10 protein-coding genes are annotated in these 13,464 nt (G+C 51.8%); 6 read left to right on the forward strand and 4 right to left on the reverse strand.

The annotated features are described in order from the left end of the window. Nucleotides 1-3: 3 nt before the first annotated feature. Nucleotides 4-762: a phosphatidylinositol-specific phospholipase C/glycerophosphodiester phosphodiesterase family protein gene (locus tag NT073_RS12070; RefSeq protein WP_297373390.1), complete on the reverse strand. Its 759-nt coding sequence runs from the start codon at nucleotides 760-762 to the stop codon at nucleotides 4-6. Nucleotides 763-960: 198 nt separating this feature from the next. Here NT073_RS12070 and fabG point away from each other — a divergent pair, with 198 nt between their 5' ends. Together fabG and NT073_RS12080 are read left to right on the forward strand one after the other, a co-directional pair. Beyond that, entirely contained in the window at nucleotides 961-1,707 is a 747-nt protein-coding gene (gene fabG, locus NT073_RS12075; RefSeq protein ID WP_297373391.1) for a 3-oxoacyl-[acyl-carrier-protein] reductase, read from the forward strand. Between the two features lie 64 nt (nucleotides 1,708-1,771). Next, complete coding sequence (locus tag NT073_RS12080) at nucleotides 1,772-3,889, forward strand: VWA domain-containing protein (protein ID WP_297373393.1); 2,118 nt, start codon at nucleotides 1,772-1,774, stop codon at nucleotides 3,887-3,889. Nucleotides 3,890-3,937: 48 nt separating this feature from the next. On the opposite strand, the gene NT073_RS12085 is transcribed toward NT073_RS12080, so the two are convergent. The 3 genes from NT073_RS12085 to NT073_RS12095 form a co-directional block, all read right to left on the reverse strand. Beyond that, complete coding sequence (locus tag NT073_RS12085; RefSeq protein WP_297373395.1) at nucleotides 3,938-4,063, reverse strand: hypothetical protein; 126 nt, start codon at nucleotides 4,061-4,063, stop codon at nucleotides 3,938-3,940. Between the two features lie 34 nt (nucleotides 4,064-4,097). Beyond that, on the reverse strand, nucleotides 4,098-6,587 hold the full coding sequence (locus tag NT073_RS12090; protein WP_297373397.1) for a helix-turn-helix domain-containing protein: 2,490 nt from the start codon (nucleotides 6,585-6,587) through the stop codon (nucleotides 4,098-4,100). 80 nt (nucleotides 6,588-6,667) lie between these two features. Further along, complete coding sequence (locus NT073_RS12095) at nucleotides 6,668-7,090, reverse strand: EamA family transporter (RefSeq protein WP_297373400.1); 423 nt, start codon at nucleotides 7,088-7,090, stop codon at nucleotides 6,668-6,670. A gap of 205 nt (nucleotides 7,091-7,295) precedes the next feature. Here NT073_RS12095 and NT073_RS12100 point away from each other — a divergent pair, with 205 nt between their 5' ends. The 4 genes from NT073_RS12100 (at nucleotide 7,296) to eutC (ending at nucleotide 13,444) form a co-directional block, all read left to right on the forward strand. Beyond that, entirely contained in the window at nucleotides 7,296-9,812 is a 2,517-nt protein-coding gene (locus tag NT073_RS12100; protein WP_297373402.1) for a phosphocholine-specific phospholipase C, read from the forward strand. Nucleotides 9,813-9,912: 100 nt separating this feature from the next. After that, on the forward strand, nucleotides 9,913-11,250 hold the full coding sequence (gene eat, locus NT073_RS12105; RefSeq protein ID WP_297373404.1) for an ethanolamine permease: 1,338 nt from the start codon (nucleotides 9,913-9,915) through the stop codon (nucleotides 11,248-11,250). A gap of 20 nt (nucleotides 11,251-11,270) precedes the next feature. Next, the gene (locus NT073_RS12110; RefSeq protein WP_297373406.1) at nucleotides 11,271-12,650 is read left to right on the forward strand and encodes an ethanolamine ammonia-lyase subunit EutB; all 1,380 of its coding nucleotides are present in this window, start codon (nucleotides 11,271-11,273) and stop codon (nucleotides 12,648-12,650) included. Nucleotides 12,651-12,655: 5 nt separating this feature from the next. Next, the gene (eutC, locus tag NT073_RS12115; protein WP_297373408.1) at nucleotides 12,656-13,444 is read left to right on the forward strand and encodes an ethanolamine ammonia-lyase subunit EutC; all 789 of its coding nucleotides are present in this window, start codon (nucleotides 12,656-12,658) and stop codon (nucleotides 13,442-13,444) included. The last annotated feature ends 20 nt before the right edge of the window (nucleotides 13,445-13,464 follow it).

Genomic DNA, 13,464 nt, shown 5'->3' on the forward strand with positions numbered 1-13,464 from the left:
CACTCACCGCTTTGCCTTTACGGCCTCTCCAACGTTGTCTGTATTGATAATATCGACACCCAGTTTTTTTAATTGCTTCCAGCCATTTGGCGTATCGGGAATGGCCCAGAAACGAAAGGGTTTGTTATCACTATGAGCTCGTTTTATGACCCGCTTAAGCTTATCGCGGTCTGCATCGGGTATGTCGCCTATACCATTCCAGCGCGAGTATGATTGGAAATTATCGCTGATCATAGCTACCCGCTGTAATGTTTCCTGATCATATACTTCGCTGGGCCGACCATCGAACTGAAGAAGTGGGTAATCGAGATATGTATTGATTTTGGGGCGTTCTCCGCTGATTATGACCTGAATCGCTTTCGCATTAGCCGACCGGTTAAAGCAAACCAGATTTTCCTGTAGCTTTTCCAACAGTTTTGGCAACACCCCTGTAGGGTTCTCTTTAATATCTAAAACCAGGGCAAAGGTGTAATCCCGCTCGGAGCTGGGTTTGTCTTTGTATTGCTGAAACAAGCGGGCAATGGGTTGTAAATATAGAGAATCCAGCGTTGGCGGTGTTTGTGGGCTTTCTTCAGGCTTTTCGTGGGAAACGACCAACTTCCCGTTCCGTAACCAAATATCGGCCTCGATAAAGTCGGCGCGCTGCTCATAGGCTTCTACGAATGGACGCACTTTGGTATAATCGTTGTGCGCATGAATTTTCTGAGCCAGTGTAGTCGACGCCGACGACAGCAGGAGGGCTAGGACAAGACGATAGTTCATGGTGGATTATCTGTAGTTTCGACAAAGTAACACAGCTTATCGGCGAAACCAAAACCAATGCGTACCTTGTCGTTTTAGACCAAACCACTATTTTTGACTAAATTTAGTAAGCGTCATCACTTATTAAATTCAAGAGAATGTTCTCTACTTCATTTAGAGTCTCCATTCGTCATTGTCTATTTATTATTACCCCGTAAAATGGATTTACTGAAAGGAAAAGTTGCGTTGATTACCGGTGCGTCGCGCGGAATTGGCCGGGCTATGGCCGAGAAATTTGCAAAAGAAGGTGCCGATGTTGCCTTTACCTACCTGTCGAGTGTAGAAAAAGGGCAAGCGCTGGAAGAAGAACTCAACGCGTTTGGCGGACGGGTAAAAGGTTACCGTTCTGACGCATCAGACCATAAAGCTGCCGAAGAACTCATTGCTCAGGTACTCGCCGATTTTGGCAAGCTCGATGTGCTCGTTAACAACGCAGGCATCACGAAAGATGGCCTGTTGATGCGCATGACCGAAGAACAATGGGATACCGTAATTAACGTTAATCTAAAGTCGGTCTTTAACCTGACTAAAGCGGCCATCAAATCCATGATGAAAGCGAAGTCCGGTTCTATTATTAATCTGACATCTGTTGTTGGTATCCGGGGCAACGCGGGGCAAGCTAATTATGCCGCGTCGAAAGCCGGTATCATAGGCTTTACTAAATCTGTTGCGCTTGAATTGGGCTCCCGGAACATCCGCTCCAATGCCATTGCACCGGGTTTTATTGAGACCGAAATGACGGGCGAAATCAATGAAAAGGCACTGGAAGAATGGAAACAGCAGATTCCCATGAAACGGGGTGGCCAACCTGAAGAAATAGCTGATTGCGCTGTTTTCCTAGCCTCCGACCTCTCCCGCTACATCACCGGTCAGGTGCTGCAAGTGGACGGAGGAATGCTTACTTAGTAGTAGGAGCGAGGAGTTAGTCGTCTCCTAATTCCTCGCTCCTTACTCCTCACTCCTTATAAGAATGAACTTTATTTTCCAATCCTCACCCTGGTGGATCCTGGTGTGTCTGCTCGTAGGGGCCGTGTACGCGTTTGCAATGTATCAGCCGCTCCCGCGCCTTGTAGGCAGTGGTACTGCCATGGGAGGGTTCGACAAGCGAACTACTTATGGGCTCGCGGCCTTACGGTTCGTCGTCGTCAGCTTTCTGGCCTTTCTGCTCCTCAATCCGCTGATTCGGAGTTTGCGGACGCTGACTGAAAAGCCGAAGGTTGTGCTGGCCATTGACAATTCTGAGTCCGTAGCAGCCGCCGGTAGGCCCGCGCTGACCCGGGCGCTGACAAGTTTGCAATCGCTTCAGCAGCAACTGGCCGACAAAGGATTGGATGTATCGATTCGTACGTTTGGCGATTCGGTGACAAATGGTGATTTGACGCAACTGCCCTTTACGCAACGTACCACCGACCTAGCCGGACTGCTATCGGGTGTGCGCTCGGATTATGAAGGGCGTAACCTGACCGATGTCGTTCTGGTGTCTGATGGTATTTTCAATCAGGGCTTGTCACCAACGTTTGGGCAATACCCGTTTGCGGTGCAGACCATCGGCCTTGGTGATACAATCCCGAAAAAAGATATTCAACTGAAGGGCATTATTGCCAACCGCATAGCCTATTTGGGGAATCAGTTTCCGGTAAAGGCTGAGGTGGTTACCAATGGTTTTCAGGGCCGAAGTGCAACCGTGGTGCTGCGGCAGAATGGCAAAGAATTGAGTCGTCAGTCGGTTAATCTAGGAAAGAATGACACGTTCGATCAACTGACGTTTCAGGCTACAGCGACGCAGAAAGGTGTTCAGCATTTTGTGGTTGAAGTGCTGCCCCAGCCGGGGGAGTTCAGTACGCGCAACAACCGTCAGGATGTGTACATTGATGTGATCGACGGGAAAGAGAAAGTGCTGCTGCTGGCCCTGTCGCCACACCCGGACATAAAAGCCCTTCGAAGTATTCTGGAGAAGAATCAGAATTACGAACTCGATATCCGAATTCTGACCGGTACCCCCGCCGAAGCCACCCCACCCGCTGACAAGACGTATGATCTGATCATATTCCACCAGATTCCCGACAATGGGAGCGTAGGTACCGCGCTGCTGCAAAAGTATCTGGCAAAGAATACGCCCGTACTGTTCGTTTTGGGGAACCAATCATCAATGGGGCCGTTCAACACGTCGAATCCGGTGATGCAGATAAACGCCCAGCCCAATCAGAGTGATAAAGTGACGGGCTTTTTTAACCCAGAATTCAAGCAACTCAATCTGGACCCCGCCCGACTTGATATTCTTGCCAAGTTGCCGCCTTTGCTTGTACCTTATGGCGAGTTTCGGTTGCAGGCTGGCAGCGAAATTGTTCTCTGGCAACAAGTGGGCAGTGTCCGTACGACTAAGCCCCTGCTGGCACTTAACGTAACAAGTCCTCGTAAAACGGCAGTGCTGGCGGGTGAAGGCTTATGGGCCTGGCGGCTTGAGGAGTTCGCCCTGACCGACAAACAGGAAGTGGTTGATGAACTAATTCAGAAAGTAATTCAACTGATTTCGGTTAAAGAAGACCGCCGTAAACTACGCGTTTATCCAATCCGAAGTGAATTTGTGGCCGGGGAGAAAGTTATTTTCGAGACTGAACTCTATAATGATATTTACGAGCGATTGTTCGATAAGCCGGTTCATCTCGATATCACGGATGAGAAAGGGCTGACCCGTTCGTACAACTACACGCCAACCGAAGCAAATAGTCGGTTTGAAATCAGCCGGTTGCCCGAAGGTGCCTATAGCTTCAAGGCGAGTGTTACGGTCAATAATAAAGCGGAGCAGTCGACGGGTCAATTTGTGGTGCGTGACCTGCAACTCGAAGCCATCAACACCACTGCCGATCATGGCTTACTTCGGCAACTGTCGCAACAAACGGGCGGGCAGTTCTATAACGCCAGCCAGACAGACGCGCTCGTTCAAACGCTGATAAACCGTCCGCACCCGGCCAGGCTAACAAGCACCGAAGAGATGAACGAGCTGATCAACTGGCGTTGGTTGTTCTTCGTTGTACTTACCCTGGTGGCCGTCGAGTGGGGTTTACGGAAATTCTACGGCGGGTATTAGGTATTTGTAGTGCCGACCAGGACGGACGGCACTACAAATAATTGGCGGTTATGAAACGAACCGCGCTTTTACCTGATCTTCCAACTTTTGCCGCTTCCCGGCAAAATAAGCGCCCCAATTCGTAAGTTGACTGATGAGCTGATCAAATGCAAAGGACTGTTGCAACAGGAGCATGTTCAACTCGAATATACCAAAATTCCCCTCCTGATTATTCCCCACTCGCTGCGGCCTCGGCCCGCAGGGCGTACTGCACAAACCGGATGTCGCTGAACGAGATATCGCTGCCCAGGGCCTGCCGTACTTCGGTCAGGGTTTCGGAGGGATAAGTTTCCAGGTACGAGCGGATACTGGCAATTTTTTTAGGAGATAGCACCGATTCAACGTCCAGATCGCCCGAGCCCACGTAGCGAACTAGGTGACTCTCGACCGTTGAAACGGCCAGACTTCGCTCGGCGGCAATCTGGTCGATGCTTTTGCCCGATTGAAAGAACGCCAGCGTAATGGCGGGCGACAGTTCCTTGGGCTCTTTTGGAGTTTTTGGCTCTTTGATGGGCTTTTCTTTGGGGACTTTACCTTTAGGCGTTGCTACACTGGCTACCCGGCCGCCGGGGTTCTCCTGAACGATGCGGAGAATATCGGCACCAATCTGGCGTACTTTCGTTTTGCCAAACCCCTTGATAGCCAATAGTTCGGCCTCGGAAGTTGGACGAATCCGCGCCAGTTCAACGATGGTTTTCTGGGGTAGCACCATAAAGCCGGAGGTGTTGTGTTCACCAGCCATATCGTTTCGCCACTTCATCAGGGCTCCGTACAGTCCGCCACGTGAAGACCCTTCCGAAGCGCTCGTCTCGGTGGGTTGGGGTTCCAGTTTTTTGCGCTCGGGCTGGAAATCCAGTTCGGCACGGTTCCGGGCCTGTAGATAGCTTAACGCGTTGAACCCCCCCCGGCAACTTTCAAAACTAAGCAGCTTACTGAACAGTTCTTTTTCCAACTCATCCAGGGCTTCCAGCAGCAAATCGCGAACCTTCTTGTTGTCGCAGTCGGTTGGGCAGCGCTGCAGCAGCGGCAACAGGTCGGAGCCGAGCAGCGACTTAAAATAGGTCCCCGCTTTGCGGACTCGCTCCTGCAAAGCCTCGTTATGTTCCGGCAGCTTTTCGCTGGCGAAATAGCTGGGTAACTGTTGCTGAAATCGCCCCGATACATCGCTGGCTTTTTCGCGCAGCAGATCGGTCAATTGAGCGAGTATAGGCGGACATTCGGCGTCCAGACTGCTAGCGTGTTCGTTCACCACCCGCCGACAACGGTAAAGCAGGGAGTTGGCCCGCTCGAATGAGAAAAGTTCGCGCAGGAGGTGTTGCTGATTCGTTAGTTTCGCCTGATGCAGGTGTTGCTCATTGGGCGTTTGCTGTTGAACCTGCTGGTGGAAATCTTCCAGTTCAAGTTCGGTTTTGATGCTGTGCGCCGGAATGGGTTTCCGCAAAACCAGCCCATCCAGTGTTTTACAGCGGCTTAACGCTACATACACCTGACCGTGAGCGAACGCCGACGAAATATCCAGAATGGCCCTTTCAAACGTCAATCCCTGGCTTTTGTGAACGGTGATGGCCCAGGCCAGTTTGAGCGGCATCTGCCGGAAGGTACCAATCGGCTCACTCTTTATCTCTTTGGTGGCTGGGTCCAGAGTATATTTTATGTTCGTCCAGTCAACGGGATATACGACAATTTCCTGCCCATCCTGGTGGCTTTTGACGTAAATAGCCGAATCGTCCATGTCGGTAATTCGCCCGATCTTGCCGTTGTAGTACAGCTTTTCGCGAGACATATCGTTTTTGATGAACATCACCTGAGCGCCCACCTTTAACTCAAGGCTGGCTTCGGTGGGGTAGGTATGCGCCGGAAAATCCCCCTCAATGGTTGCCGTAAACGTGCGCGGCTTGCCCTTCAGCTCCAGTAATTTCTGGCTGTTTATCTGCTGGGCGGCCGTATTATGGGTCGATAATGTAATATAGCCTTCATCCTCAGCGGGTGAAAAGTCGGGAATATATCGTTGATTCAGGTTGTCGAGCTGAGCGCGGGTAACGGTCTTCTCCCGGATACTGTTGAGCAGGCTGATGAATCGCTCGTCGGACTGCCGGTAGATGTGCGTCAGCTCGATAGGCACGTAGGATGTCTGTCGCAGGGCTTTACTTCCGAAAAAATAGCCGGTATCGTAATAGGGTCTCAGCAGGGCCCAGTCTTCATCCTTAATGACCGGTGGCAGCTGCTGCATATCGCCGATCAGTAATAATTGAACACCCCCGAACGGAGCTGAACTGGATCGGTAGCGCCGGAGAACTTCGTCGATGCCGTCGAGCACATCGCTCCGAACCATACTGATTTCGTCAATGACCAGCAGGTCGAGGGTACGAAGTAAGTTGATTTTTTCCTTGTTAAACTTCTTGCCTTCGCGTTGAGTGGTTCCCGGTGTTATAGGGCCAAATGGAAGCTGAAACAGCGAGTGAATGGTCACGCCCCCTGCATTGATGGCTGCCACACCGGTTGGTGCTACTACGGCCAGCCGCTTGGCACTGAGTTGCTTGATTTGTTGAAGAAACGTCGTTTTACCGGTTCCGGCTTTCCCGGTCAGGAAAATATTTTGATTGGTATGCAGGACAAAGTTGTGAGCCAGGTCGAGCTTTTCATTTACGGAAACGGTCATAAAAACGCACAGGACATAATAGGCAAAGATACTCGTTTTAGAGACGAGTTCCAGCCATTTCGGTCATCTATCCACTACCCTTACTCTCGGCTTACGGCAATCATGACGGCTCCGGCAGCCATGAGTATGGCCCCGGCAACGATCTGCCAAGTAACTTTTTCTTTCAGAAAGACAACTGCCAGAATGACGGCAATCAGTAGCGACACATTGGTAATTGGCGATACCTGAGCCGCATTGCCCAGTTTCAATGCCCGAAAGGAGAGGAGCGAGGATATACAGGTGAGTACACCCGCCGAAATCAGGTAGATCCAGACTTTTCGCTCGATGCGCGTCACATCGGGCAGGTTGCCCTGGCTAATCACAACTGTCCAGGAAACAATAAGAATCAACACAGATTGAATAGCAAACGCCAGACTTGAATCGACGTCTTTAATACCGGCTTTGGATAAGGTGACAACCACCGCTGCGGCTACGGCAGCCATTAATGCAAAAAGAATCCACATAAGGTTGATGACAAAGGGAAAAACAGATATCTGATTATTACGTGTAACGCGTAATGCCGTTCCACACTATAACTCACAATGTCTTCCTATAAAGCAAAAAGTGAGATAAAATGATTTAATAATCTGACAGAAAGAGTATTTGACGATATCCCGGCTATTTTTGGCTTCACTAAATGTTTCCTCATTCACGTCAGTTACGAAGCGTATGGATTCCAGAAGGGACTTTCTCAAAAAAGCTGCGTTATTATCTGCGGGCTTGTCCGGTAGTTTACCCGAATCGATTCAGAAAGCGTTTGCCATTAACCCACCAGCCGGAACAACTTACCTGGATGCCGAACACGTGGTCATTCTGATGCAGGAAAACCGCTCGTTCGATCATACATACGGCGCACTACAGGGAGTTCGGGGCTTCAACGACCCACGGGCTATCCGGTTGCCCAATAGCAACAAAGTCTGGCTACAGACCAACAAAGCGGGTGAGACATATGCCCCCTTCCGGCTCAACATGCGCGATACTAAAGCGACCTGGATGAGTTCGTTGCCGCACTCCTGGGAAAATCAGGTGGATGCCCTGAACGGAGGAAAGAACGACAAGTGGCTCGACGCCAAAAAGTCGGGCAACAAAGCATATGCTGATATGCCCCTCACACTAGGCTACTACAACCGGGACGACCTGCCGTTTTATTACGCCCTGGCCGATGCCTTCACCGTTTGCGATCAGAATTTCTGCTCATCATTGACGGGTACAACGCCTAATCGGCTGTACTTCTGGACGGGTACCATCCGTGACCCTCGCAACCCGCAGGCTATCGCCAACGTTCGGAATGAGAACGTGGATTACGACGCGGAGGTGAGCTGGACAACCTTCCCTGAGCGGCTGGAAGCGCTGGGTATTCCCTGGAAAATTTACCAGAACGAGATCAGCTTGCCAACCGGGCTTGAAGGCGAAGCCGATAACTGGCTAAGTAACTTCACGGACAACCCCATCGAGTGGTTTTCGCAGCACCGGGTACGGTTCCATCCCGCCTATTACGCACACATTCAACAAGAGGAAAAACGCCTTCCCGAACGCATCAAGGCACTGGAAGGTAAACTGAAAAGCCTTACTGAAACGGACAAAGATTACCCCAAAATAAAACGGGAACTGGATAATCAGCAGAAATGGCAGAAAATAGTCGAGGTCGATCTGGTTACCTATAGCCCGGAGAAATTTGAACAACTTTCACTGGCCGAGAAAAATCTTTGCCGGCGGGCCTTCACGACCAATGTCAATGACCCACACTACCGCGCATTAACCCCGTTAACGTATCAGGATGGCGACGCGACCCGTACAGTGAACGTCCCGAAAGGCGATGTGTTGCACCAGTTCCGGGAAGATGTTAAAAACAAAGCCCTGCCTAGCGTTTCGTGGGTGGTGGCCCCCGAAAACTTTTCCGACCACCCGTCGTCGGCCTGGTATGGTGCCTGGTACATATCCGAAATGCTGGATATACTGACTCAGAATCCGGAGGTTTGGAAAAAGACGATTTTCGTGCTGGCCTACGACGAGAACGATGGTTATTTCGACCACATCCCCCCGTTTTTGCCCGCTCACCCCGACCAGCCCGAGACGGGAAAAACCAGCAAAGGCATTGACACCCGCGCCGAATTTGTGACGCAGGAGCAGGAAAGTAGCCGTAAGAATCGGGGACGAACCGGTCCGATTGGCCTTGGTTTTCGCGTGCCGCTGGTCATCGTATCGCCCTGGAGCCGGGGCGGGTATGTGTGTTCGGAAGTATTCGACCATACCTCGACACTACAGTTTCTGGAGAACTTCCTGAGCCACAAGAAGGGCAAAAAGATCGAAGAGTCGAATATAAGTACCTGGCGTCGCACCGTTTGCGGTGACCTGTCGTCAGCTTTCCGGCCCTACAACGGCGAGACGATCAGAATGCCGAAATCGGTGGATAAAGAAGCGTTTATTGAGGCCATTCATAAAGCGCAGTTTAAGGGTGTGCCCACGAATTACAAACGCCTGACCGAAGAGGAGATTCGGCAATGCAACACCCGCCAGGCATCACCTTATCTGCCAACGCAGGAAGAAGGTGTCCGCAAGTCCTGCGCCCTGCCGTATGAGTTGTACGTGGATGGGCTTGTAGCGGACAAACAACTTTCGTTGCGGTTATCGGCAAAACAGGAGGCTTTCGGAAAGCAGTCGCTTGGGGCACCGTTTCAAGTCTACCAGCGAAAATCGGACGATGTTTCGTTACGGTCGTATACCGTTGCGGCAGGGGACGAATTGCGAGATATACTGCCCCTGTCAGACGATTTTCAGGTGTCTGTATACGGGCCAAATGGCTTCTACCGGGACTTTAAAGGCAGTACGGCCAACCCGGCTATCAAAATCGTCTGCGACTACGAGAAAGACGCGAAAAAGAAATTTACCGGAAATGTATTGGTAAAACTTAGTAATACCGATCCATCCCGGACGTATACCGTTCAGATTCTGGACAACGGATATCAAAGAAAACCACAGCCGCTTGCTCTGGCAAAAGCCGGGACTGCCGGAGCACAGAAGTCGCTGGTGCTTTCCCTGAAAGACAGTCATAACTGGTATGATTTCAGCGTAAAAGTAACCGGTTTCGACGCCTTCGAGCAACGTTATGCCGGGCGGGTGGAGACCGGAAAAGCGGGTTTTAGCGACCCATTGATGGGAAAGGTGCCCGTTCTGGCCAGTCGGTAACGGATAAATTCGTAAGTTGTAGCGTGTTGGTATGGGTGGTGTCAGGTTCTCAAGCCTGACACCACCCATACCAACACGCTACAACCTGCCAACCTGCCATATGCCCAGCGAAACACCAACTCTCAAAAAAGCATTAACACCCGTTCACTTATGGGCTATTGGCGTAGGGCTGGTTATCTCGGGCGAGTATTTTGGCTGGAACTACGGCTGGGGCGTGGCTGGAACCGTAGGGCTGCTAATTGCAACCCTGATTATCACCCTGCTCTATTTCACCTTCATTTTTAGCTTTACCGAACTCACAACGGCCATTCCCAATGCCGGTGGGCCATTTGCGTATGCTTTGCAGGCTTTTGGGCCGTTGGGGGCGTTACTGGCCGGGTACGCCACGCTTATCGAGTTCTTGTTTGCCACGCCCGCCATTGCGCTCGCCCTGGGCAGCTATGTCCATTTCCTGTATCCGGTTGTGCCGGTGGTCTGGTGTTCGATTGGTTCATTTGCGGTGTTTACCGTCATCAATCTACTCGGGATCAAAGAAGCCGCCTGGTTCTCGCTGATTATGACCATCATCGCCATTGGCGAGTTGCTGCTCTTTATTGGTGTCGTGTATCCGTATACCCGCATCGATACGTTTCTGCATAACCCGATGCCGTTTGGATGGCCGGGGGTATTTGCGGCTCTGCCGTTTGCTATCTGGCTGTTCGTTTGTTTGGAAGGCATTGCTATGGTGGCTGAAGAAGTGAAAGACGGCAAGAACACCATCGCCAAAGGGTACATATCGGCCGTGTTGACGCTGACGTTTCTCGCCCTTACGGTCATGATTAGCGTGGGCGGTATTACTAATTGGGAAAATCTCGACAAACTCGATTACCCCATGCCTGAAGCCATTGCCATTGTGCTCGGTCGGCAAAATCCGCTCACGCAGTTTTTCGCCAGCGTCGGCCTGTTTGGCCTGATTGCTTCGTTTCATGGCATTATCATCAGCTACTCCCGCCAGATTTTTGCGCTGGCCCGAAGTGGCTTTCTGCCGCATGGGCTGGCGCAGGTTAGTAAAACCCGAAAGGTGCCCGTTTGGGCCTTGGTCGCCGGGGCGGTATTCGGAATTATAGCCCTCGTTGCGCTTGACACTAGCAAGCTGGTCATCCTGTCGACCATTGGGGCTGTGGTGGTTTACATCATCAGCATGTTGTCGCTGTTCCGGCTCCGGCAAACCCAACCGGAGCTACCCCGGTCGTTCAAAGCTCCATTTTACCCCTTCTTTCCGGCCATTGCGCTGTTGCTGGCGGTTGTAACACTGGGAGCCATGATCTACTTTTATAGCGGACTGAGTTTGTTGTTTTTCGGTGGGCTGGTCGCGATAATGGTGGGCTTTATCGCATCTGGCCGCTATCGGAAAATCAGGCAGGAGTGGGCCGGAGCAGTTGAAAAGGTTGTCGACTAAACGATCAGGAAGTTCAGGTTATGCCGTATCCATTCACTATCGGGTCTTTTACCTATCGCTTTGTCGATCTGAAAGAACTGCTGGCTAAAGCCAGTCCGCTGCGTTCGGGCGATGGGCTGGCCGGGCTGGCGGCTACCAGTTATGAAGAGCGGGTAGCTGCTCAACTGGCCCTTGCCAATGTGCCGTTGACCACCTTTCTGACCGAAGTCGTCATTCCCTACGAAACGGATGAAGTTACACGCCTGATTATTGATACCCACGACAAACAGGCCTTTGCACCCATCAGCCACTTTACCGTCGGCGACCTGCGCGACTGGCTGCTGAGCAATGAAGCCGACACCCCGGTGCTTCGGCAGGTTGCCTCTGGCCTGACGCCGGAAATGGTGGCGGCTGTATCGAAACTAATGCGGAATCAGGACTTGATTCTGGTCGCGAAAAAGTGCGAAGTTGTCACCAGGTTTCGGAATACCCAGGGGATCACCGGCCATTTGTCCGTTCGGCTCCAACCCAATCATCCAACCGACGATACCAAGGGAATAGCGGCCAGCATCATCGACGGGTTGCTTTACGGAAGTGGCGATGCCATGATTGGCATTAACCCCGCCACCGACAGTCCGGCAGCTACAGCCCGGTTGCTTTACATGCTGGATGGTCTGCGGGAGAGATTCGACATGCCCACTCAGAACTGCGTGCTGAGCCACATAACTACCACCCTGCAACTGGTTGAACAACAGGTGCCGGTCGATCTGATCTTTCAATCCATTGCCGGTACCGAGAAGGCAAATGCAAGTTTTGGGGTGTCACTTTCTCTCTTGCAGGAAGCTTACGAAGCCGGTCTTTCGTTGAAACGGGGTACTGTCGGGAATAACGTCATGTACTTCGAAACCGGTCAGGGAAGTGCCCTCTCGTCGAACGGGCATCATCACGTCGATCAGCAAACCTGCGAAGCGCGGGCTTATGCCGTAGCTAGAGTGTACCAGCCATTTCTGGTCAATTCGGTGGTTGGCTTTATCGGTCCTGAATACCTGTTCGATGGTAAGCAGATTATCCGGGCGGGGCTGGAAGATCATTTCTGCGGGAAAGTGCTGGGGTTACCGATGGGTATGGATATTTGCTACACCAACCACGCCCAGGCCGATCAGGACGATATGGATACGCTGTTGACCCTGCTTGGGGTGGCCGGTATCAACTTTATTATGGGCATTCCGGGGGCCGATGATATCATGCTGAACTACCAGTCGACATCCTTTCATGATGCCCTTTACCTGCGTCGGGTACTCGGCCTGCGACCGGCACCCGAGTTTGAGCAATGGCTGCTTCGGCAGGGAATCATGGACAATCTCGGTAACCGCCTGTCGGGCAATACACAAAAACAGTTATACGCAGCTTTAGTGGACTAAACCGCATGGACGAAACGAAAAAAACGGGCATGGAAGCCGATGACTGGGAGCCGTTAAAAGCGTATACCAACGCCCGAATTGCGTTGGGGAAAACCGGCATTTCGATTCCATTGAAAGAGTCGCTTCAATTCAGGCTCGCCCATGCCCATGCCAAAGATGCCGTCTACTCTCAGTTAAATGTGCCGGAACTGGAGGCCACGTTGTCGAAAATAGGCTTGCCTGTTTATTGCCTGAAAAGCAAGGCGGAGAACCGCGACATGTACCTCCAGCGCCCCGACTTTGGCCGTTTGCTCAGCGCTGATTCCGTTCAACGGCTTCAGAAACTGAACAGCCCGTCCGCCGATGTCTGCCTGATAATTGCCGATGGCTTGTCGGCAACGGCCATCATGAAAAATGCGGGTCCGGTTGTTCAGTTGCTAGTGGAAAAAGTACGACAGGAGGGTTACTCGCTGGCTCCGCTACTCGTAGTCGAACAGGGGCGGGTAGCTATCACCGATGCAGTAGGGGAGTGGCTGCGCCCCCGGCTGGCCATCATTTTCATCGGCGAACGGCCGGGCCTCAGCTCGTTCGACAGTATGGGCGCTTACATCACCTACGCGCCACAGCCGGGATTGACCGACGAGCGCCGGAACTGCATTTCAAACATTCGAGAGCAGGGATTACCGCCCGAACTGGCCGTGAATAAGCTCATGTATCTGATTCAGGCGGCCTTTCGTATGCAGCTCACGGGCGTGACCCTGAAAGACAATAATGCCCTCGATACCAGCGTCGTTTATCCGCAGCTGCCAGAGTGAAATTGACGAAGAGGCAGCCC

Source organism: Spirosoma sp. (assembly GCF_026391055.1).
Classification (GTDB): Bacteria; Bacteroidota; Bacteroidia; order Cytophagales; family Spirosomataceae; genus Spirosoma.